Raw genomic sequence first — 21,121 nt, 5'->3', positions numbered from 1 at the left:
CTTTCACTGAGCGGAAGCTGCGGCCAGACTGCGCCCGATGCCCTGAGCGGCGACCTGCAGGGCGGCGACGAGGCGCGGACGGTCCCGCTTCAAGCTCGGCACAACGATGCCGAGGGCCGCAACGACCTGACCCGGCGAGGTACTGATGGGCACCGCGACCGAACACGCCCCCAGGCTCATCTCCTCCGAAGTCTGGGCGAATCCCTCGCGACGGACTCGGCGCAACTGCTCGCACAGGCGACCCGGCTGGGTGATCGTGTACGGAGTCACGCGGGTCAGTTTTCCCAGTACCTGCGCCTGAATCTCCGCGGGGGCATAGGCCAGCAGGACCTTGCCGACCCCGGTCGCGTGCAGGGGCAGGCGCGCGCCGACGTGGCTGACCACCGGCACCGACGCCCGGCCGGAGAGCCGGTCGAGATAGAGCACCGACAGCCCGTCCCGCTCGGCCAGATGCACCGTGGCCACCGTGGCGAGGTAGAGATCCTGCAGGAAAGGAGCGGCGATCTGGCGAAGACCGGACTGCACCGGAGCCAGCAGGCCGAGATCCCAGATCCGCCGGCCGATCACGTAGGCGCCGTCGGGGCGCCGCACCAGCGCGCCCCACGCGGTCAACTCCGAGATCAGCCGGTACGCCGTCGGAATCGGCAGTCCCGCTCGCCGACCCAACTCGGTCAGACTCAGGGCGCGATGCTCGCCGTCGAAGGCCGCCAGCACCGCCAGGGCCCGCGACGTGACGGTCGAGCCGGAGATGGACGTGTTGCCGGCCACGGGTACGCCTTCCGCTGAGTGGAAGGTCAGTGTCGCATCCGGGCCAGCCCGTGCCTAGCGTGCCCGCGCGGCTGTCGGCGTCTTCGCGTTCATCGCGTGGATGGGTTACCGTGCAAGTAAGCAGGCAGAGAAAGTGCCTCGCCCCCGTGCCGGGAGCACAGATGCCTTCGCTGAGCGCCGCTCGCCTGTTGTCCGCTGACTTTCGCCTGGTGGCGCCGTGACCCTCGGTGACCTCCGCCCACCTAGCTCACTCAACGCCCAGCCCGCTCCGGGCTGAGCAATCCCACCGCCACCGCCACCGCCAAGAGGTATGCATGTCCGCACCACCCCAGCTCCACCGACCGCTCGGCGCGGCCAGCCATCCCGGCCGCCGGCCGAGTTTGTGACCGCCACTCGCCTGCCCCTCATCGATCCCGCGCGCATCGATCACGCGAGCGCGGTGCCGAGCAGCACACCCGCCACCGGACCGATTCGAGTGGCGTCGGTGCCTGCCGGACATGTCTACGTCCGCCATCTGTCGCCGCCCTCCGAGCTCGACGAGCAGGACGTGCCGGAAGCCGTCATGCGGCTGGCTGATCCGCCACCGAAGGTGGCCCGCAGTGTGGACTCCCAATGGTGGCCCCCGGCGATGCTGTCACCGGGCTGGATCGACGACCACGCCGGCGAGTTCGACGTGTTCCACATCCAGTTCGGCTTCGACGCCCTGTCCCCCAGCGAGCTCGAGTCGATCGTGGATGCCCTTTCCCGTAATGGGAAACCGCTCGTGTACACCGTTCACGACCTTCGCAACCCGCACCACCGGACCCCGCAGGCCCACGACGCCCAGCTCGACGTGCTGATCCCGGCGGCCGCGGCGTTGATCACGCTGACCCCCGGGGCGGCCGCGCGGATCCTGCGGCGGTGGGGACGTCAGGCTCAGGTCATCAGCCACCCCCACGTAGTGCCTCTGGACGGAATTTCCCCACGGCTACCGAAGGAATCGGGCCCGTTCGTGGTCGGCGTGCACGCCAAGAGCATCCGCGCCAGCATGGATCCGCTCGCTGCCCTGCAAGCGATCGCCCCGCTGACCGAGGAACTGCCTGAGCTACGCCTTCGCGTCGACGTCCATCGCGACGTCTACGAGACCACGGGACTGCGCCACGAGCCGGCGCTCGCGGCGTGGCTGCGGGTTGCCCGTCCGGGCGTAGAGGTGTCCGTCCACGACTACTTCACCGACCGTGACCTCTTCGCGTACCTGGCCGGGCTGGACCTGTCCGTGCTGCCCTACCGCTTCGGTACCCATTCCGGCTGGCTGGAGACCTGCTACGACCTGGGTACAACGGTGCTCGCGCCCGATTGCGGTTTCTACGCCGAGCAACGGCCTTGCCTGAGCTATCACGGCGACGAGACCGGCCTGGACGCCGGGTCCCTTCGCGAGGCGGTGCGCTGGGCCTACCGGCATCGTCCGGTGTGGCAGGCGGATCGGTCGCAGCGGGCCGGCGAGCGCGCGGCCATCGCCTCGTTCCACGATGCGCTGTACCGGTCCCTGCTGTGACCGCGGGCATGCGGATCGCCATCATCGCCTCGGCGCGCTTTCCGATCCGGCAACCGTTCGCCGGCGGCCTGGAGGCACACACCTGGTCGCTGGCCGAAGGGCTGCGCCGACGCGGGCACCAAGTGACCCTGTTCGCCGAAGCGGCTGACCGAGCCTTGTCGGTCGCTTCCGTGCGGTCCCGCTGGCCGGAGATCAGCGTGGCTGCCTCTCGCGATCCGAGCGCCGCGCCCAAGGCCTTCCTCGATGAGCACCACGCTTACCTCAGTGTCATGATGCGACTGATCGACACCGCCGAGGGCCAGTTCGACGTGGTGCACAACAACAGCCTGCACCACCTGCCGGTGGCGATGGCACCCGCGGTGCCGGTCCCGATGATCACGACGTTGCACACTCCGCCGATTCCCTGGCTGGAATCGGCGATTCAGATCTCGGCCGACCCGGGCACGTTCGTCGCGGTCAGCCACCACACCGCGCGCTCCTGGCGTCATGTCGTGCCGGAGGCCGAGGTCATCCACAACGGCGTCGATCTCGCTCGCTGGCCCGTTGGCCCTGGCGGCAACGCGCTCGTCTGGTCCGGGCGGGTGGTCCCGGAGAAGGGACCCGAGCTGGCGATCGCGGCCGCCAGACGCGCCGGGCTGCCGCTCACGATCGTCGGCGCCTGCCCGTACCCCGAGTACTTCGAGACCGCGATCGCTCCACTGCTCGGGGACGGCATCACTTATCTGGGACATCTGCGCTCGGCCGAGCTGGCCGACCTTCTCGGGCGCTCCGGCGCGTGCATCGTCAGTCCGCGCTGGGACGAGCCCTACGGCCTGGTCGCGGCCGAGGCTCTCGCGTGCGGCACGCCGGTGGCGGCGTTCGCCCGCGGAGGACTACCCGAAGTGGTCGGCCCGGACAGCGGCGTGCTGGTTCCCGCCGATGACGTCGACGCCCTGGCCGAAGCGGCCGTGACGGCCATGAGCCTGTCGCGCACCGCGGCGCGGGCCCGTGCGGAGAGCTTCTGCTCGGTGGAGCGCATGCTTGATCGCTACGAGGGCCTCTACACGCGCCTGACCTCGAGGCTGGCCGCATGATCGGCTACTACATCCACCACGTCGGGCGCGGGCATCTGAATCGCGCACTGAGCATTGCCCGCTACCTGCCCGAGCCGGTCACAGCGCTGTCCTCGCTCGCACCCGAACCGAGCTGGCCCGGCGAGTGGATCCAGCTCGAACGCGACGACGACGCCGAGCACCCGATCGCCCCGGACGCCAATGGGGCGCTGCACTGGGTACCGCTACGCGACGCGGGGCTCAACGCCCGGATGCTGCAGCTGTCGCAGTGGTTGGGCACGGCCCGCCCGGACTGCATGATCGTCGACGTATCGGTAGAGATCGTCACGCTGTCCAGGCTTTTCGGCGTTCCGGTCGTCTCGATGGTCCTACCCGGTGATCGCACCGACGCCGCCCACCAGCTGGGCTTCCAGCTCTCGAGCGCGATCGTCGCGCCGTGGCCGGCCGAGTTCAGCGAGCTCGCCCGCGGGCTGGAACCCCACCGCCACAAGGTGCATCACGCCGGGGCACTGTCGCGCTTTCACGACCGTCCCCGCCCGCCGCGCACGACGCCGCCCGGTCAGCGGGTCCTGCTGCTGCACGGCCAGGGTGGCGCCATGCCCCTTCCGGATGGGCTCGTTCCCGGTTGGGAGCTGATCCATCTGGGCCAGGACGGACGGCTGCGCGATCCCTGGACCGCCTTGGCCGATGCCGACGTGGTCGTTACGCACGCGGGGTTGGGCGCCCTGGCCGACCTCGCCTACGCCCGACGCCCGACACTGGTGCTGCCCGGAGCTCGGCCACACGACGAACAGCGGTCCACCGCCGCGGCGATGCAGAAGGCCGGGATCGCCACGGTCCACTACGGCCCGGTGGCCGCCCACGAATGGCCGCGCCTGCTGGAGTCCTGCCTCGGCGGCCGGGACAATTGGCAGCGCTGGCGCTCCGGAGGCGGCCCTCGCGGGGTTGCCGACCTGGTGCTGGACCTCGCCGCGGCGGGAGCGCCGTGATCGACGCCGGCACCGCGGTCATCACCATCGCCGCGGGCCGTCACGATCACCTGACGCGCCAACGGCAAGGACTGCGCCGCTCCCACCGGCAGCCTGACCTGCATCTCGTCGTGAGCATGGGTGATCCTCAGATCGCTGCTGTCGTCGATGACGACGAGCGAGCACCACGACTGCCGACCGAAGTAGTGCACGTCGACGTGCCCGGGTCAGGCCTGCCGTTGGGACACGCACGCAACGCCGGGGCTCGGCGGGCGATCGAGCTCGGTGCGAGCACGCTGATCTTCCTCGACGTCGACTGCATTCCGGGCGACGCCCTGGTGGAGCGCTACAGCTCATGTGTACAAGGCGAAACGCTTCCCACGCTGTACTCGGGGACGGTCGGTTACCTGCCCCCACCGCCGGCGACGGGTTACCTGGAAGAGGATCTCGCGGCCTTGGCCGAGCCGCATCCAGCGCGGCCCGTCCCCGGCCCGGCCGAACTCATCGCGGGCGCGGATCCGGCCCTGTTCTGGTCACTGTCCTTCGCGGTGTCGTCGCGGACCTGGCAACTGATCGGCGGATTCTGCGAGGCCTATCTCGGATACGGCGCCGAGGACACCGACTTCGGCCAGCTCGCCCGAGCGCGCGCCGTCGGACTGACCTGGGTCGGCGGCGCACCCGCATACCACCAGCACCACGCCAGCCAGAACCCTCCGGTCGATCACCTGGCCGACATCCTGCGAAACGGCCGAATCTTCCGCGATCGCTGGGGATGGTGGCCGATGGGTGGCTGGCTGGACCGCTTCGAAACCATGGGGCTCATCCGCCATGACCGCGCCGCGGACGACTGGCTGGCCGTCGCGCGCTGAGCCCACTGTCGCTCAGCCGACGGAACCTCGCCCGCGCGGCCGGCCGTCCGGGTCATAGATCACCCGGTACAACGGGGTGGCCCAGGCCAGGGTCCGGCGTGAGAGGTCCGGAGCGGGATAGTTCCGAAGCCGTCCCGGTGGTCGGGGACCTCGTTTCCCCGCCTCGTGCCAGCGATCCAGTGCGGCGGCGGTGTCGGCGAAGGCGGCGAAAGCGACGTCCGGATCGCTGAGGTCGTCCACGCCGTCGGGCGCCCGGTCAAGGTGTTCGGCGGCCAGCTCCAGGCGCAGATCGCGAGCAAATCTCCTTGCCCCACAGGCGAATCCGTCTATGGTCCTGGGCTCGCGAGTGTCCTGCGTCTCGTCGATGACCGCGCAGGCGAGCTCTGAATCGTGCGTCCAGGAGCGGCGATTGATGTTGTCGGACCCGACGCTGGCCCACACGTCGTCGATGATTCCCACCTTGGCGTGGACGTAAACCGGCGTGCCGGCATGGTTCTCGATGCCGTAGATGCCCACGCGCGGGCCGCCCGCCGCCCGCACGGCCGCCACCGCGTGCTGGCGGCCCACGAGGTTCGGCGGCTCGGAGAACCGGCCGTCCTGATCGGGGTACAGCGGCAGCACCACGATGAGGTGCAGCGACGGATTCGCCGTCAGCGCCTCGGTGAAACAGGCGACGATCCCGGCGTTCCAGAAGTACTGGTCCTCGACGTAGACGAGGCTGCGAGCCAGCCGCACCGCCTTGTCATAACCGCGGGCGACGGTGCGCTCCCCCTCGGGCGCGAAGGGAAACTCCGGCCGCTTGCGCGGATAGGTCCGCAACAGTTGCACGGTGCGGTTGCCCCGCACGGGCGGTGGTGGCAGCTTCGGGGGCAGCGGACTCGGATCGACGTCCTCGCCGCGAAGGCGATCGGCCAGGCGGCTCAGGGGATTGCGGTTCAGGGGCGAGGGATCCTCCCAGCGTTCGCGGAACACATCCTCGACGTCGGAGACCGCAGGTCCGTAGATCGCCACCTGGAGGTCATGCCACGGCGGGCGATCACCGTAGACCGCCGCCATCGGCTGACGCTGGACGTCTCCGTGATGGTCCACGTCGTCGTTCCGGCTGTGACACAGATCGATTCCGCCCACGAAGGCAACGTCCAGCTCAGGACGATCAGCGTGGCGCAACACCACGAACTTCTGATGGTGCGATCCTCCTGATCTGACCCGCATGTCGCGGGCGACCTCACCACCGGCGCGGTTGATCTCTTCGCCGAGGTGCCGGTTCTCCTGCTCGCTGAACGACAACCGGTCCAGATGCGAGCGCCACACCAGGCCCTTGACGATGACGCCACGCTCGGCGGCGCGGCACAGCACCGTACCCACCGCGCTGTCCGGTCCATCGAGCAACTGGTCGGGGTCCCCGCGCCAATCGGTGAACAACAGCAGATCCCCCGCCCGCATCGCGTTGACCCGCCGCAGCAGTTCGGGGAAGTACCGACCACCGTGGACGAGAGGGACCACGTCGTTGCCGGCGGTCCAGGCGCGGTCCTCGGGCCGGTCCCGGTAGAGGCGGGTGTGATCGTTGCCGCGCTCGGACCGACTGAGAAACCAGCGATCCACCGTGTCGTCCATCGCGCCTCCGAAGCTGAGACCCGGCCGGGGCCGGAATGGCGCTCCACGAAAGGGCGCCGACAGTTGCTGACCGTTCTACCACCGCCGGGTCAGACCGATTGACCGGCACCGCGAGTTCCTCCGGACGTCATCCTGATGCTGTTCACCCCTCACCCGACCGGCCTAGGGTGATCGCGGGGTCAAGGAGGCGTTGTGATGGTCGAGTCATTGAGCCGGGTAGCCCAGATCATCGAAACACACCACGACCGGCTGGCGCTGCCGGGCGTGCTGAGCGTGCGTCCCGGTTGGAAGTTCCGGCACGGCTGGCCGGTGGATCCACCCGAGCCCGCGATCGTGGTGACCGTGACCGCGAAATCGGCCGCGCCGGTAGGCGGGGCGCTGCTCCCGCGCTCCCTGGACGGGATAGTGCTCGACGTGCGGCAGGCCTCGCCCCGCAAGCGCGCCGAACTCGAGGACCCCGAATCCGTGGTGCCCCTCACCGCGGTCGACCCGCCCACCGGCGCGCTGCCTCGCTTCCTCGATGAGATCTCGCCTCGTCATGACCAGGCAGCCCCACCACCGCCTGCGGCAGGCGCACCGCCTGCGGCCGACGTTCCGGCCGCGGTGGCGCTGGCGGCCAAGCCGCAGGTGCCCTACAGCGCGCCCGACGGGGTCACTCTCGATGCCCTGACCGGGGCGGTCACGGTAACCGCATGTGCCAGTCCGGACGCGGGATGGCCGGTGCTGAAGGCCTTTCTCGCCTCGGTTCAGAACGGAGTCACCATCGGTCTGTACGACTGGACGTCCAAGCACATTCTCGACGCCTTCACCGCCGCACTGGCCGGCAAGACCGTGCGACTGGTCCTGGACCATCCCGCGGAGAACCCGACGGCCGACCAGACGGATGAGGACACCGTCAGGACGCTCGTGGCCGCGCTGCAGGACGGGCTCATCCAGGCCTGGGCCCTGGACCGGATGGATCCCCGCGCCGCGGCGTGGGAATTCCCCTCGGCCTACCACATCAAGGTCGCCGTGGCCGATGGCCGGCGGGTGTGGCTGTCGAGCGGGAACTGGAACAACTCCAACCAGCCCGACATCGACCCGGTCGGCGTTGCGGCCGACGCCGCGCAAGCTCGAACCCGCGACCGGGACTGGCATGTCGTCATCGACTCACCGGCTCTGGCCGCCGTCTTCGAGGCTTATCTGCTCAACGATCTGACCGTTGCGCAGGCGCACCAGCTCGCTCCGGCCGCGGCGGCAGCGGCGGCGGTTTCGCCGGCGGTCCTGGCTCCGGCGGCGAGCACCCCTTCGTTCCTGCAGTTCTGGGGGCCGACGACGGTGACCCAGGAGATGACCATTCAACCGCTGCTCACACCGGATCCCGGCAGCTACGCCGAGCACGTCACGGCACTCATCCACTCGGCGACGACGAGCTTGTACATGCAGTTCCAGTACATCGAGCTGCCGGCGGACATCACCGGCGCTCCGGCTGCCTTCACCGACCTGATCGCTGCGGTGATCGCACGGCAGCAGGCCGGCGTCGACGTCCGGATCATCATGTCCCAGTACGAGGTTCAGGGTTATCTGGAGAAGCTCATCACCGCCGGCCTGGACGTGGCCAGATCGGTTCGGATCCAGAACAACGTTCACAACAAAGGGATCCTCGTCGACGGCGCGACCGTGCTCGTCTCCAGCCAGAACTGGTCCAGCGCGGGGACGACAGCCAACCGCGACGCCGGCGTGATCCTTTCCAGCCCCGGCCTGGCCGGCTATTTCCAACCGATCTTTCTGCACGACTGGGATCAGCTGGCGGTGCCGAGGGCAGCCGAGGACTGAGCAGCGGCGATTGCGGCGATGACCGTCGGTCAGGCGCGGGGCGGACGCCAGCGCCGGAGGATGCCGACGGCACCGGCGACGGGGCGCCCGGCCAGACCACCGACGCCCGCACCCAGCCTGGTCAAGCTGCGGGCGGACGGACCCGCCGGGATGTCGCGTGGCAGCGAGGACACCGACACCAGCCACTGCGGAAAGCCCAGCAGTCGCAGGCTGTCAGCCAGTCGTTCGGATTCGACGACACTGTCTGGATCGAGCCGGTCACCGAGCAGATCTGCGAGTTCGGCCGAGGCGGTCGGGCGCCCGGCCGCCTCGGCGAATGCCGATGCGTACTCGACGCCTACGGGTTCGTCGTCGAGGCTGTCCCCGGCGCTGGCGTAGGACGGGTCCGAGAGGTAGCGACCGACCTCGGTTCCGCCCGCCCACGCGGCGATCGCGAGCTGGCGATCAGCCAGTACCCGGAAGGCGAAAACCGTGGTCTGAAGCTCGGCCGAGAGCCAGCCGCCGACCTCCAGCACGCCGCGGCGCCCGGCGGCGATCGTCGCATCGCCCTGGCCGGCGACCACGACGATCCAGCCGTTGTCCGGGGGCGCGATCCAGCCGCTGAAACGGATCCGGCGAAGCGCGGCGTCAGTTCGGGCCGCCTCGATCTCGGCCGCACCCTGGACGACGAGACCGGCGTAGGTGTAGCCCGACGGGCCGCCGGCGTCGTCGTAGGCAGGTACCGGATAGGTCATCCCCGCATGATCCCCAGTTCGGCGACCGGACTCAACCGGTGGAGGCCGTCGCCACGAGCGTGCCGTAGACCCGCGCCGATGTCACGTCCGGCTCCGGTTCACGACGAGGACTCGACGCGGAATTGGGTGCACAGCTCCGCCGTCGAATCGCCACCGACCCAGACGTCGAAGGTCGATGCCTCGTTCACCCAGTCCCGAACCGCGGCGTTCCAGTACCGCCGTTGCTCCGGGCCGATCCGAAACTGCACCGTGCGGGTCTGTCCCGCGGCCAGGGTCGACCGGGCGAAGCCCTTCAGCTCGCGCACCCCGCGTACCGCCGTGCCGTGCCGCTGGTGCAGGTACAGCTGCGCCACCTCGTCGGCGTCCCTCTCACCGGCGTTGGTCAGCTCAACGCTGATGGTCACGGTGTCCTCGAGGCCGATCACCGGACGATCGACCCGCAGCCCGGCGTAGGAGAACCGGCCGTAGCTCAACCCGAAGCCGAACGGGAACAGCGGGGTGCTCGCCTCGTCCCAGTAGCGTCGGGCCTGGTTGTCCGGCTCGTGCGAACGCGTGTGGGCGTAGATCATGGGAATCTGGCCCACTGTTCGTGGCCAGGTGAAGGGCAGCTTGCCACCCGGGCTGGCGGCGCCGAACAACAGATTCGCGACCGCCGCGCCGCCCTGCGTGCCCGGGTACCAGACGTCCATCACGGCCGGTACGTTCTCGACGGGCCAGCGCAGATCGAGTGGTCGTCCGTTCATCACCAGCAACACGACCGGTGTGCCCGTCCCGACCACCGCCTGGACGAGTTCCAGTTGCTGCCCGGGCAGTTCCAGCGAGGACCGGGAGGCGGCTTCGCCGATCATGTTCTGCCACTCACCCACGACGACCACCGCTACGTCGGCGTCGCGGGCGAGCTCCACCGCCTTCGCAAAGGCCACCTGGGGATCGAAGTCCGGAGCATCGGAGGGCGTGTTGCCGCCGAACATGTCGAACAGCGACGGGTACGTGCGCTGCACGACCGGTATCGCGGCGGCGTGCTCGACGCGCACCCGGTCACCGACCAGGGCGCGGATGCCGTCCAGCACACTGACCGTCTCATCGAGGTCGTAGTCGAACACCCACGGTCCAAGCGTGTCGCGCCTGGAGTCGGCCAGCGGGCCGAGCACGGCGATCGAATCCAGCGAGGTCGCATCGAGCGGCAACAGGTCGCCCTCATTGCGCAGCAGGACCGCCGAGCGTTCCGCGGCCTGGCGGGCGACGTCGCGATGGGTGGGGTCGGCCAGCACCTCACGGGCGCGGACCTCATCCACATAGGGCTGATCGAACAGGCCCAGGTCGAACTTGGCCTGCAGGATGCGGCGGACGGCAGTATCCACCGTCTGCGCACCGGCCTGGCCCGACTCGACCGCGGAAGGGAGCCGGCCATAGGCGGGGTCCATCATCGCCATCTCCAGGTCGGTCCCGGCGCTGACGGCGCGGGCACCGGCCTCGGTCAGGTCGGCCGAGAATCCGTGCGTCACCAGGTTCCTGACCGCGTTGGCATCGCTGACCACGAACCCGTCGAAGCCCCACGTCTCACGCAGGACCTCCTGGATCAACCAGCGGCTCGCGGTCGCGGGAATCCCGTTCAGGCTCATGTACGCCGTCATCACGTTGCCCGCACCGGCGGCCACCGCGGCCTGGAAGGGTGGGAAGTACACGTTCCACAGTTCGGGGTCGGACAGGTTGACCTCGTCGTAATCGCGGCCGCCGAGCGCGGCGCCATAGCCTGCAAGGTGTTTCGGCCCCGCGATGACGCGATCGGGGGCACCGAGCCGGTCGCCCTGAAATCCCCGGACCTGAGCCGCGGCCACCGCGGCGCCGAGGAACGGGTCCTCTCCGGCGCCCTCGACCATCCGCCCCCAGCGCGGGTCGCGGGCGACATCGACCATCGGCGCAAAGGTCCAGTGGATACCCACCGCACGGGCCTCACGCGCGGCCACGGCCTGCGCCGTCTCGATCAGCTCGAGGTCCCACGAGGCCGCCATCGCCAACGGGACGGGCAGAATCGTCCGCAGCCCGTGGATGACGTCGAAGCCGAACAGCACCGGAATGGCGAGCCGATTGCCCTCGACGGCCAGACGCTGCAGGCGATTGATCTCACCGGGGTCGGTGACGAACAACAACGATCCCGCCTCTCCGCGGCGCAGCTTCTCCTCGACCATCGCGGGCTGGCGATCCGGGTCCAATCCCAGCGCAGGCTCGGTATCGGCGCCTTCGGGCAGCCGGAAATAGAAGTACTGGATGAGCTGGCCCGCCTTCTCGGCCCAGCTCAGCTGAGCGAGCAACTCATCGACCTGCGACGAACCGGTGGCCATCGGAGCCTCCTTCGCATCCGGGCGACCGGGGCCGCCGACTTCGGTCATGAGGCCGGCCCCTCGACGAGGTCCGCGCCGACGTCGGCGGCCGAACGGCAGCCCGCCAGGGCGAGCGTCTCGGACAGATCAGCCGTGAAGTCCCTGAGGTACTCGTGCACGCCCGCTGCTCCGCCCACTGCCAGCGCCCACAACACCGGGCGGCCGATGAGGACGGCGCGCGCACCCAGAGCAAGGGCTCGCACGACATCGCCGCCGGTGCGCACCCCGCCGTCGGCGTACACCTCGACCTCTCCGCCCACCGTCCGGACGACCTCGGCCAGTGCGGCCGGGACCGTGATCGTGCCGTCGAGCTGCCGCCCACCGTGCGTCGAAACCACCACCGCGGCGGCCCCGGCATCGCGGCATTTGAGGGCCTGGTCACCGCGCAGTACGCCCTTGGCCACCACGGGAAGACCCGAGACCTCGTGCAACCGACGCAGATCCGGCGGACCCAGGTCGCGAGCCTGCTGCAGCCGAGGGTCGGCCGGGTCCCGGCCGTCGAGGACGTCGAGCAGTCCCGTCGCCCAGGCCAGGGCGGGGATCTCGGCCGGCTTGCGCGCGACGATCGGGGTATCCACCGTCACGACCAGGGCCGTTGCGCCGACTTGGGCCGCGCGCCGGGCTACCTCGTCGGAGATGCCCCGATCGTTGAGTACATAGACCTGTTGCCAGAACGGTCCCGATTCCTCGGCGATCGAGCTCAGCCGCCGGCTGGCCCGCATCGAGACGACGTACCGGCATCCGGCCTTGCGGGCCCCCCGAGCGGTGGCGAGCTCTCCGTCCGGATGAGCCAATCCGTGCAGCGCGGTCGGAGCGATCAGAATGGGCGAGGCCACCGTGTCACCGAGCAGGCTCACCTCCGTCGACACGAGGGAAACGTCCTGAAGGACGCGAGGCCGCAGCCCGATCTCGCGCCAGGCCTGTTCCTGCTCGGCCAGTGTCTGCTGGGCCCCCGCACCGGCGGCGTAGTAGGCGAACACCTCGGCCGGCAACGACTCCCTCGCCCGGTCGACGAGGCTGACAGACCGCGGCGGCAGCACGTGGTCAGTGTAGGTCGACCTCCTCGGCATCGAGTGCCGGCAGGGCCGGTGCGCGCGGCGAGCGGCTGAGACCGACCGTCGCCGTTGAGGACTTGACCCGGTGGCCGTACATTCCACCCAGTCGACCATCCGCACCGATCGGGGGCTACGTCCGGTGAACTGTGCCCTACTGATCCAGCGGACCTCCGTGCCTCGCGCGACGCCGGCCACGTCATGAGCCCGCCCGGATCGCAGGGCAGCGGTGGGGACGACGCGAGCGTGTCGCAGTGGTTCCTCACCGCGGACGAGCGGCGCAATTCGGCCTCCGACATCCGGGCCTGGACGACCGGCAACCGCGTCGAGCCGCTCGTCGACGGCGCGAGCTACTTCGCCCGGTTGCACGAGGCCCTGACCGCGGCCGGCCCCGAGGACCAGATCTACCTGGTCGACTTTCGTGGTGACACCGACGAGCGGCTGGACGGCGAGGGCTCCGAGGTCGGCACGGTTCTGGCGCGGGTTGCGGCGTCGGGGACGAAGGTGTTCGGTCTGATCTGGCGATCCCAACCCGGCTGGCTGGATCAGAGCGAAGGTGCCAACGCTGAACTGGTGCGCACGGTCTCGGACTCCGGCGGCGAAGTCCTGCTCGATTCCCGCACCCGCCGGGCCGGATCGCACCACCAGAAGTACGTGGTCATCCGGCACCCGAACCAGCCGGCTCGCGACGTCGCCTTCGTCGGCGGGATCGACCTCGGTCTGAGTCGCAGGGACGATCACGACCACCGCGGAGATCCGCAGGTGATGGACTTTCCGAAGGTCTACGGACCCCGTCCGCCCTGGCATGACGTGCAGGCCGCGATCCGGGGGCCGGCCGTGGGCGACATCGAACATTCCTTTCGAGAGCGGTGGTACGGCAGCACGGTGCTCGACCTGTCCAGTCCGCTACGGATGCTGATCGACCGGGCCTACCACGCCGGCAAGCTGGTGGGGCGCGATCTGCCGGACCGCCTGCCCGACCCGCCGGCCACCGGCACGCAGGCGGTGCAGGTGCTGCGCACGTACCCGGCGCGGCTGCGGAGATATCCCTTTGCTCCGCTGGGTGAACGCAGCATCGCCCACGCCTACCGCAAGGTGTTCTCGCGTGCCCAACGGCTGATCTACATCGAGGACCAGTATCTGTGGGCGCCGTTCGTCGCCGATCTGCTGGCCGATGAGTTACGCCGCAAGCCCGAACTGCACCTGATCGCCGTGGTGCCGCGTTATCCCGACAAGGAGGGCGCGTCCCGCTGGCCCAGCCTGGTCGGACGCGAACAGGCGATCAAGGTCTGCCGGCTGGCCGGCAAGGATCGATTCGCCATCTACGACGTGGAGAACACCTCCGGCACCCCGGTCTACGTCCACGCCAAGGTCGTGGTGATCGACGACGTGTGGGCCATGATCGGCTCGGACAACCTCAATCGGCGTTCGTGGACGCACGACAGCGAGCTGTCCTGTGCGGTGCTGGACTCCGAGCGCGATCCCCGCCAGCCGTTGGACCCGGCCGGGCAGGGCGACGGTGCGCGGGTCTTCGCCCGCGATCTGAGGCTGGGCCTGTGGCGCGAGCATCTTGACCGCGCGGCCGGCGATCCACTCGACGACATCGTCGATCTCGAACAGGCGTTCAAGGCCATGCGCAGCAGTGCGGAGGCCCTTCAGGATTGGTACGACCACGGTCGGAAGGGTCCGCGGCCGCCAGGGCGGCTACGGCCCCACGTGCCGGAGCGGCTGAGCCGTCTGCACCGCCTGTGGGCAGTTCCGGTGTACCGGGGGGTCTATGACCCCGACGGCCGAGCCGTGCGCGATCGAGTTCGCCACCGGCCGTGAGTCACCGGACTCGCGCCGCGGGCCTTGGCGGAGGACGATAGCGCTATGTCCGCGACCGCACGACGGCGAACGAGTGACGCCACCCGCCATTTCGAGCGCTGCGGCTGATGGAGATTCAGCAGCGTCTGGCTGAGGCGATCGGTCGGCAGCGGGGTACGGCCGCGGCAGACAGCCTGTGCACGGAGTGCGTGGGTGCCTTCGAGGTGGACGAGGCCGCGATCTCGATCATCTTCGACGGCGCCAACTCGGCCACCCTCGGAGCGAGTAGCCCCCGCGCGCGGATCTACGACGAGTTGCAGTTCACCTTCGGTGAGGGTCCGTGCCTGGATTCGGTCGCGCAGCAGGGGCCGGTGCTGGTTCCCGATCTGGCCCGCCTCGACGAGCACCGTTGGCCGGGCTACGGGCCGGCCATGCTGGAGCAGGACGTGCGCAGTGTCTACGCGGTGCCGGTGGTCCTCGCGGGTGAGTTCGTCGGTGCGCTCGATCTGTACCGTCGCCGGCCGGGCGGCCTCGCCGCCGACCACCTCGCCGGTGTCCTCATCGCCGCGGAACTGGCGGAGATGCCGATGCTCGATCTGCTGGCCGGCAACCTCCAGACGCTCATCAATGACCCCGACATCGAATCGTGGACCGAACTCGCCTCTCTCACCCGCGTCGAGATCAGCCAGGCCACCGGCATGCTGATGGCGCAGCTCGGGATCGGTGCGGGTGAGGCGCTCGTCCGGCTGCGCGCGCACGCTTATGCGACCAACGTCAGCGCGACGGAGGTCGCCCGTTCGATCCTCGATCGCGATCTTCGACTGGAGGGCGACCGATGACGGGCTTGCTGACGGGAGGTCGCCGATGACGAGTGAAGGAACCGGCGCGCCCAATGATCACCGCGAGGGACAAGTGCTGGATGCCGTCGTCACCCTGGTCGACAGCCTCATGCACGACTTCGACCTCGTCGAGTTGCTGACCGACTTGAGTGAGCGGTCCGTTCGACTGCTGGACGTGAGTTCGGCCGGCCTGCTCCTGGCCGATCCCAGCCACCGGCTTCATCTCATGACGGCGACGACCGAGGAGACCCGCCACGTCGAGCTCTTCCAGCTGCAGGCCGAGCAGGGTCCGTGCCTGGAGTGCTACGCGACGGGCGAACCGGTCAGCGTGGCCGACCTCGCGAACGAACGGGACCGTTGGCCACGCTTCGTCACGGCCGCGACCGAGGCGGGCTTCGCCTCGGTCCACGCCCTGCCGCTACGCGCCGCGGGTTTGGTTCTCGGCGCCCTCGGCCTGTTCGGCACCCGGGTCGGCGATCTCAACCCTGCCGACCAGGCCGTCGGCCAGGCGCTGGCCCACATCGCCACCGTGGCGATCGTCCAGGAGCACGCACCCACTCCCTGGGTGGTCATGCCGCAGGTACGAAACGCCTTGATCGGTCGGACCGTTGTCGAACAGGCCAAAGGCTACCTACGCGGCCATTTCGGCGTTTCCGTCGACGACGCGTTCGTTCTGCTGCGCCGCTACTCGAGCGACAACGGTCAGCACCTGACCGACGTCTCGCGAGCCCTCATCTTCGACGAGGCGCGCCGGGCGGAGATTCTCGACGCGATCGCCCAGCTCACGATGGCGGCGTCGCGGGACACCGGCCGCGAGGGCGAAAGTCGGAACGTCACGGACGAGGGATAGCCGGGGCTGACGAGCGCCGACTCCGCCTGCGTCAGCGGGTCAGGACGCCCGGCATGAGTAAGGACTGAGAGCCTCGACCGGAAATCTCTGCGACCTGTCAGATCACTGTGCCACGCTGGGCAGCGATTCCGTTGTGGCGCGCGCTGCCGACCTTGCCATCAGCAGCGTCGCCGTCCGCAACGACCACAGCCGAGTGAGGAGGGAGCGGCGGGAATGGCCTTGACGGGGCGGCCGACGGTGATGCTGGCAGTGCTGATCGCGACACTGTTTCCGGTCGCGCTTGTCCTGTTCTGGAACCGTCTCCGAGCTCGCGGCCCCCGGTACGTGTTGCGCACTGTCCTGCTGTTCGGCTCGCAGTTGTCCGCAATCGCGTTGGTAGCCATTCTGGTCAACGATGCCGGCAATTTCTACACGTCGTGGCGCGAGCTCCTCGGGGAACGACACACGCTTCGCCAGCTATCGGCGGCGCCCGGCAATCAGGACGGCGCACTCGTCGCCCGGCTGGCCGAAGACCGGCGGCGCGGGCACGGCACCGTGGTTTCTCTGGCGATACCGAGTACCAGCCGGGGTATCGGCACCTATCGGGCACTCGTGTACCTGCCCGCCCAGTACGGCATGGCCGCCTACCAGAACCGCACCTTCCCGGTCGTCGAGCTGATCGCGGGCTCGCCCGGAACACCCCAGACCTGGACCCACTCCCTCGCCGTCGCCGCCAAGCTCGACGCCGAGATCAAAGCCGGGCGTTCGGTGCCGCTCATCGCGGTAATGCCGACTCAGGACGTCGCCGGTGGCCGCGACACCCAGTGCGTCGATGTCGTCGGAGGCCCGGCGGTCGACCACTATCTGACCGTCGACGTCCGATCGGCCATCACGCGGGCCTATCGAGCCAACTCCGAGTCGTCCGCGTGGGCCCTCATGGGCTATTCCAGCGGTGGCTTCTGCGCGACGAACCTCGCCATGCGTCATCCCGACTACTTCTCCTCGGCCGTGTCCCTGGCCGGCTACGGCCGTCCCGCGCACGACCATCAAACCGGTGAACTGTTCGGCAACAGCACCCAACTGCGCAACCTCAACACACCGCTGTGGCGCGCGAAGAACCTGCCGCCCCCAGACATTGCGCTGCTGTTGATCGCCAGCCGACAGGACCCGCAGACCGCCCGGGACGCGCGGGACCTCGTCGCCGAAGCCGTATCACCACTATCGGTCAGCACATTGACCCTGCATCACGGCGGACACAACTTCGAGGTGTGGCGGGCCGAGGAACCGATCGCGTTCGCGTGGCTGTCCCGTCGGCTCACGGGCCCGCTCGCTCCGCCGCCACTGCTCGACAACATGGAGCCAAGCGCGGCGGCCCAATGAGCCGAGGGGCCCGGTCCCTCACACCTCGCTCAGGTACGGGTCGGCCCAGGCGCTGATGATGCGGGCGGCGCGCTTGGCCTGGGTTCCGGCGGTCAGCAGATGGTCGGCGCCCTCCAACGACACGAAACTGCGCGGATGCCGGGCCGCCCGGAAGATCTCACTCGCGTTGGCGATTCCGACCGTGTTGTCCGTCGGCGAGTGCATTACCAGCAAGGCCCGCCCGAGCGAGCGAATCTCCTCATGCAGGTCGACCGCCTGGACGTCCTCGATGAAGTGCCGCCGAAGCGTGAGCGCCTTGCCGCCGATCAGGAAGGGCGCCTCACCCTCGGCGACGATCCGGTCGACCAGGGCGTCGTAGTTGCGCGCGACGTGCGCGGGCTCGTACGGGGCACCGATGCTCGCCACGGCCCGCACCGACTCCACCTGGCGCGCGGCGGCGATAACCGTTGCGCCACCGAAGGAATGGCCCACCAACAGCCTCACCGTGCGCCCTGAATCGCTCATGAACCGCGCCGCTTGGACGGTGTCGGCGACCTTGTGCGAGAACGACCCGTCGCCCCAGTCGCCTTCGGAGTCACCGAGCCCGAGGTTGTCGAAGCGGAGCATCCCGACACCTTCGCTGGCCAGCTGCTTGCAGATCCGAGAGGCCGCGGGACTGTCCTTGCCGAGGGTGAAGCCGTGGGAAAATACGCCCCAGCCCCGAACCGGACCATCGGGCAGGTCGACCAGGCCGGCCAGCCGCGGCCCGATCGTGCTGGGGAACCACACGCGCTCTGCCACGTCAGGGACGCGCAGGCTCGATCTCGAAGGCCTTGTCGAGGCCGGTCAGCTCGAACAGTTTCGACACCGCCGCGCTGGGGCGGCGCATGACGACCGGACAACCCCGGGCGGCACCTTCGTTGGACAGGGCGACGAGGACACCAAGCCCGCTCGAATCGACGAAGCCCACGTTCGCCAGGTCGACGACGAGGCGTTCGCCGGGCGAGAGCTCTTGCAGGGCCTGGTTGCCGCGCGCCAGAACGACGCTCCGGGTCTCCAGATCCAGGTCCCCGCGCAGCACCAATGCTTGCTGACCATCGACCGCAGACAGGTCTACGTCCAGGCTCATGACAACTCCCCGGAGGTGGCGTCGGTGGGCGGGATCACTCTAGCTTCTGTTCGTCGGGACATCGCGCGAAGGCGAGTCGTCCTCGACCACGAACCAGACGAATTTTCCCGTCGCGCCGACCGGTGCGTAAAGCCCGCAAACGTTGGCAAGGCTGGCAACTATCGCCAATCCGCGGCCGCCGACACTGGCCGTGGTCAGCGGACTGCGGTCGATCCGCGCCGGCGGTGTGTGGTCGCCGACCGCGACCGAGACACGGTGCGACTCGGCGTGAATGTGGACCGCGACCGGTGGCCCCGCGTACAGCAGGGCGTTGGTGACCAGTTCCGAGGTGAGCAGGACGGCATCGGCGAGGCGCGGCGCTGACAGCATCGGGTGGGCCGCACCACGCACGGCGGCGCGCGCTAGTCGGACCGCAGATGCGTCTTCAGGAAGCGCCAGGACGACGGTCGGATGGAGGAGTTGGTGGGGCAGGTCGGCGGCCTTGATCGCGTCTAGCACACCCGTGCCCCCTTGAAACAGTCCGACCGCACGGCGAGGACGCTGTCTCGCGCGTCAGCAAATCAGCCCAGAGGGCAATTGTCCACCCAAACCTGCCGCCTGTCGGTCGCGGGGCGCCGAATCGGACACCGCGTGGCGCGTCCGCCATACTCGGTTTCATGAGTGCCGCACCGAGGACGACGGACGCCAGCGTCGGTGCGGCCAGCAGCGGTGCCGCCCGCGGACCGCTGAGCCGCGCCCGCGGACCGCTGAGCCGCGCGAGCTGGGTGTTCTGCCTCGTGACGGCCGTCGGTCTGGTCCTGACCGTCTCGGCCTCGCTCACGGCGCGACGACTCGACAGCAACAGTGAACACCGCCTGCTCGAGGTGCAGACCCGACAGGCCGCCGCCGTGGTGTCCTCGGCCATCATCGGGATTGAGGCACCCCTGAAGACGGCGGCCGCGATCGGTGCGGCCAGCAACGGCGATCCCGCCGCGTTCCGCAACTTCATGTCCAGCTACATCGGCCCGAAGTCGCTGTTCATCGCGGCGCAGTTGTGGCGATCGGGCGATGCCTCGTCCGGTCCGGTCGCGTCCGTCGGCGTCACGCCGGCTCTCGACCCCGCCGGCGACACGGCCCGAGCGATGCGCTCGAAGGCCAGTACGAGTGCGACGTTCGTGGTGGAGGGGATCTCCGTCGCCGGTCAGAAGCGGATCGCCTATGCGCTGGGGACCCAAGGCCGGCCCAGCTATGTCGTCGTCGCCGAGCGCGGCATCCCGGCCAACCGCCGCGTGCCGGTGGAAAGTACGTCCGCCTTCTCCGACCTGCACTTCGCCACGTACCTCGGCAAGTCGACCGCGACGGCAGACATGCAGACGACCGACGTCGACGTTCGACGCCTGCCGCTGCGCGGAACTGTGGTCGTCGAGACGATCCCGTTCGGCAATACGTTCATCACCCTCGCGACCTCACCGTCCACCCATCTCGGGGGGACGTTGGGCGTTGAACTGCCCTGGATCCTGCTCGTCGGCGGCTTGCTGCTGACCCTGATCACGGCGCTGATCACCGCGGCGCTCGTCCGGCGACGCAGTAGGGCCGAGGCCGACGCCAACACGATCATCGCGTTGTACGAACAGCTCGACGAGCTCTACGGCGTTCAGCGCTCGATCTCGGAGACTCTGCAGCACGCCCTTTTGCCGCAGAGCAATCCGGCCATCTCTGGCCTGGAGATCGCCTCTCGATACGTGGCCGGCGCACGTGGCGTCGAGGTGGGCGGCGACTGGTACAGCCTGATCGGTCTGGACGAGAACCGGTTCGCCTTCGTGGTTGGTGACGTGTCCGGTCGTGGCGTCGAAGCGGCCGCCCTCATGGGCCGAATCCGGTTCACGTTGCGCGCCTACCTGGTAGAGGGCCATCCCCCCGAGGTAGCGCTCGGGCTGTGCTCGAGGGAGGTCAACGTGCTGCGCGACGGGCACATCGCCACGGCCCTCGTCGGTGTGGGCGATCTGAGCACCGGTGTCATCACGCTGGCCAACGCGGGGCACCTTGGTCCGCTGCTCGTCACCGAATCCGAGGCCCGGTTCATCACCACCAGCGTCGGGCTGCCCCTCGGTGTCCGAGTGAGCACGTACCAGACCACCCAGATGACGCTGCCCTACGGAGCAACGCTGATCGCCTACACCGACGGGCTCGTCGAACGTCGCGGCGAGCCGCTCAGTCAGGGTTTGGACCGGCTGGCCGACAACGCCCCGGTCGAAGGAGCTCTTGACGAGCGTCTTGATCGGTTGATCTCTGCGCTCAGCCAGGCCGATTCGGAGGACGACATCGCCGTGCTTGCCTTCCGCCGCCTGCCCCAGGCCCAAGCGGCACGCGAGTCGACGGCGAGTTCGGCTTGA

Annotated in this window: 18 protein-coding genes; 10 read left to right on the top strand and 8 right to left on the bottom strand. The window is 69.2% G+C overall.

From position 1 onward, the window contains the following. Positions 1–3: 3 nt before the first annotated feature. Positions 4–768, bottom strand: a complete 765-nt coding sequence (locus M6D93_RS03280; RefSeq protein WP_249772927.1) for an IclR family transcriptional regulator — start codon at positions 766–768, stop codon at positions 4–6. 382 nt (positions 769–1,150) lie between these two features. Between M6D93_RS03280 and M6D93_RS03275 the strand changes: the two genes are divergently transcribed. From M6D93_RS03275 to M6D93_RS03260, 4 genes are read left to right on the top strand one after another with little or no spacing between them, the layout of a single operon-like run. Further along, entirely contained in the window at positions 1,151–2,302 is a 1,152-nt protein-coding gene (locus tag M6D93_RS03275; protein ID WP_249772926.1) for a glycosyltransferase family protein, read from the top strand. Then, the gene (locus tag M6D93_RS03270) at positions 2,299–3,375 is read left to right on the top strand and encodes a glycosyltransferase family 4 protein (RefSeq protein WP_249772925.1); all 1,077 of its coding nucleotides are present in this window, start codon (positions 2,299–2,301) and stop codon (positions 3,373–3,375) included. The genes M6D93_RS03275 and M6D93_RS03270 overlap by 4 nt, the downstream gene beginning before the upstream one ends. Then, on the top strand, positions 3,372–4,343 hold the full coding sequence (locus M6D93_RS03265; protein ID WP_249772924.1) for a glycosyltransferase: 972 nt from the start codon (positions 3,372–3,374) through the stop codon (positions 4,341–4,343). The genes M6D93_RS03270 and M6D93_RS03265 overlap by 4 nt, the downstream gene beginning before the upstream one ends. Next, on the top strand, positions 4,340–5,191 hold the full coding sequence (locus M6D93_RS03260) for a glycosyltransferase family 2 protein (protein WP_249772923.1): 852 nt from the start codon (positions 4,340–4,342) through the stop codon (positions 5,189–5,191). Before M6D93_RS03265 ends, M6D93_RS03260 begins: the two co-directional genes overlap by 4 nt. A 12-nt stretch (positions 5,192–5,203) precedes the next feature. On the opposite strand, the gene M6D93_RS03255 is transcribed toward M6D93_RS03260, so the two are convergent. Continuing rightward, complete coding sequence (locus tag M6D93_RS03255) at positions 5,204–6,805, bottom strand: phospholipase D family protein (protein ID WP_249772922.1); 1,602 nt, start codon at positions 6,803–6,805, stop codon at positions 5,204–5,206. 195 nt (positions 6,806–7,000) lie between these two features. Here M6D93_RS03255 and M6D93_RS03250 point away from each other — a divergent pair, with 195 nt between their 5' ends. Beyond that, on the top strand, positions 7,001–8,620 hold the full coding sequence (locus M6D93_RS03250; protein ID WP_249772921.1) for a phospholipase D-like domain-containing protein: 1,620 nt from the start codon (positions 7,001–7,003) through the stop codon (positions 8,618–8,620). Between the two features lie 29 nt (positions 8,621–8,649). Here M6D93_RS03250 and M6D93_RS03245 read toward each other — a convergent pair whose 3' ends face one another. From M6D93_RS03245 to M6D93_RS03235, 3 genes are all read right to left on the bottom strand, one after another. After that, on the bottom strand, positions 8,650–9,354 hold the full coding sequence (locus tag M6D93_RS03245) for a hypothetical protein (protein WP_249772920.1): 705 nt from the start codon (positions 9,352–9,354) through the stop codon (positions 8,650–8,652). Positions 9,355–9,452: 98 nt separating this feature from the next. Then, a complete protein-coding gene (bglX, locus tag M6D93_RS03240; RefSeq protein ID WP_249772919.1) occupies positions 9,453–11,696 on the bottom strand; it encodes a beta-glucosidase BglX in 2,244 nt (747 codons plus the stop codon). 44 nt (positions 11,697–11,740) lie between these two features. Further along, entirely contained in the window at positions 11,741–12,775 is a 1,035-nt protein-coding gene (locus tag M6D93_RS03235; protein WP_249772918.1) for an alpha-hydroxy acid oxidase, read from the bottom strand. 213 nt (positions 12,776–12,988) lie between these two features. On the opposite strand from M6D93_RS03235, the gene M6D93_RS03230 reads away from it, so the two are divergent. The 4 genes from M6D93_RS03230 to M6D93_RS03215 all read left to right on the top strand — a co-directional run bounded on the left by M6D93_RS03230 (position 12,989) and on the right by M6D93_RS03215 (position 17,641). After that, positions 12,989–14,614: a phospholipase D family protein gene (locus M6D93_RS03230; protein WP_249772917.1), complete on the top strand. Its 1,626-nt coding sequence runs from the start codon at positions 12,989–12,991 to the stop codon at positions 14,612–14,614. A 107-nt stretch (positions 14,615–14,721) separates the two neighbouring features. After that, positions 14,722–15,432 (top strand): GAF and ANTAR domain-containing protein, encoded by a 711-nt coding sequence (locus M6D93_RS03225; RefSeq protein ID WP_249772916.1) that lies wholly within the window; start codon positions 14,722–14,724, stop codon positions 15,430–15,432. A 25-nt stretch (positions 15,433–15,457) separates the two neighbouring features. Further along, positions 15,458–16,282, top strand: coding sequence for a GAF and ANTAR domain-containing protein (locus tag M6D93_RS03220; RefSeq protein WP_249772915.1), 825 nt, complete (start codon positions 15,458–15,460; stop codon positions 16,280–16,282). A 213-nt stretch (positions 16,283–16,495) separates the two neighbouring features. After that, positions 16,496–17,641: an alpha/beta hydrolase gene (locus tag M6D93_RS03215; protein ID WP_249772914.1), complete on the top strand. Its 1,146-nt coding sequence runs from the start codon at positions 16,496–16,498 to the stop codon at positions 17,639–17,641. 18 nt (positions 17,642–17,659) lie between these two features. Here M6D93_RS03215 and M6D93_RS03210 read toward each other — a convergent pair whose 3' ends face one another. From M6D93_RS03210 to M6D93_RS03200, 3 genes are read right to left on the bottom strand one after another with little or no spacing between them, the layout of a single operon-like run. Next, positions 17,660–18,421 carry an alpha/beta hydrolase family protein gene (locus tag M6D93_RS03210; protein ID WP_249772913.1) on the bottom strand — a complete coding sequence of 254 codons (762 nt, stop codon included), beginning with the start codon at positions 18,419–18,421 and terminating at the stop codon, positions 17,660–17,662. 1 nt (position 18,422) lies between these two features. Further along, positions 18,423–18,749: an STAS domain-containing protein gene (locus tag M6D93_RS03205; protein WP_249772912.1), complete on the bottom strand. Its 327-nt coding sequence runs from the start codon at positions 18,747–18,749 to the stop codon at positions 18,423–18,425. 39 nt (positions 18,750–18,788) lie between these two features. After that, entirely contained in the window at positions 18,789–19,247 is a 459-nt protein-coding gene (locus M6D93_RS03200; RefSeq protein WP_249772911.1) for an ATP-binding protein, read from the bottom strand. 158 nt (positions 19,248–19,405) lie between these two features. On the opposite strand from M6D93_RS03200, the gene M6D93_RS03195 reads away from it, so the two are divergent. Then, entirely contained in the window at positions 19,406–21,121 is a 1,716-nt protein-coding gene (locus M6D93_RS03195; RefSeq protein WP_249772910.1) for a PP2C family protein-serine/threonine phosphatase, read from the top strand.

The organism is Jatrophihabitans telluris, from assembly GCF_023516435.1.
GTDB classification, from domain to species: domain Bacteria; phylum Actinomycetota; class Actinomycetes; order Mycobacteriales; family Jatrophihabitantaceae; genus Jatrophihabitans_A; species Jatrophihabitans_A telluris.
Note: the sequence above shows the minus strand (reverse complement) of the source record. Positions and strands in the feature narration are given on the sequence as shown.

Coding starts and splice junctions, on each gene's coding strand:
- M6D93_RS03265 (WP_249772924.1), top strand. CDS start 3,372: ATGATCGGCTACTACATCCACCACGTCGGGCGCGGGCATCTGAATCGC.
- M6D93_RS03255 (WP_249772922.1), bottom strand. CDS start 6,805: ATGGACGACACGGTGGATCGCTGGTTTCTCAGTCGGTCCGAGCGCGGC.
- M6D93_RS03250 (WP_249772921.1), top strand. CDS start 7,001: ATGGTCGAGTCATTGAGCCGGGTAGCCCAGATCATCGAAACACACCAC.
- M6D93_RS03245 (WP_249772920.1), bottom strand. CDS start 9,354: ATGACCTATCCGGTACCTGCCTACGACGACGCCGGCGGCCCGTCGGGC.
- bglX (WP_249772919.1), bottom strand. CDS start 11,696: ATGGCCACCGGTTCGTCGCAGGTCGATGAGTTGCTCGCTCAGCTGAGC.
- M6D93_RS03230 (WP_249772917.1), top strand. CDS start 12,989: ATGAGCCCGCCCGGATCGCAGGGCAGCGGTGGGGACGACGCGAGCGTG.
- M6D93_RS03225 (WP_249772916.1), top strand. CDS start 14,722: ATGGAGATTCAGCAGCGTCTGGCTGAGGCGATCGGTCGGCAGCGGGGT.
- M6D93_RS03220 (WP_249772915.1), top strand. CDS start 15,458: ATGACGAGTGAAGGAACCGGCGCGCCCAATGATCACCGCGAGGGACAA.
- M6D93_RS03215 (WP_249772914.1), top strand. CDS start 16,496: ATGGCCTTGACGGGGCGGCCGACGGTGATGCTGGCAGTGCTGATCGCG.
- M6D93_RS03205 (WP_249772912.1), bottom strand. CDS start 18,749: ATGAGCCTGGACGTAGACCTGTCTGCGGTCGATGGTCAGCAAGCATTG.
- M6D93_RS03195 (WP_249772910.1), top strand. CDS start 19,406: ATGAGTGCCGCACCGAGGACGACGGACGCCAGCGTCGGTGCGGCCAGC.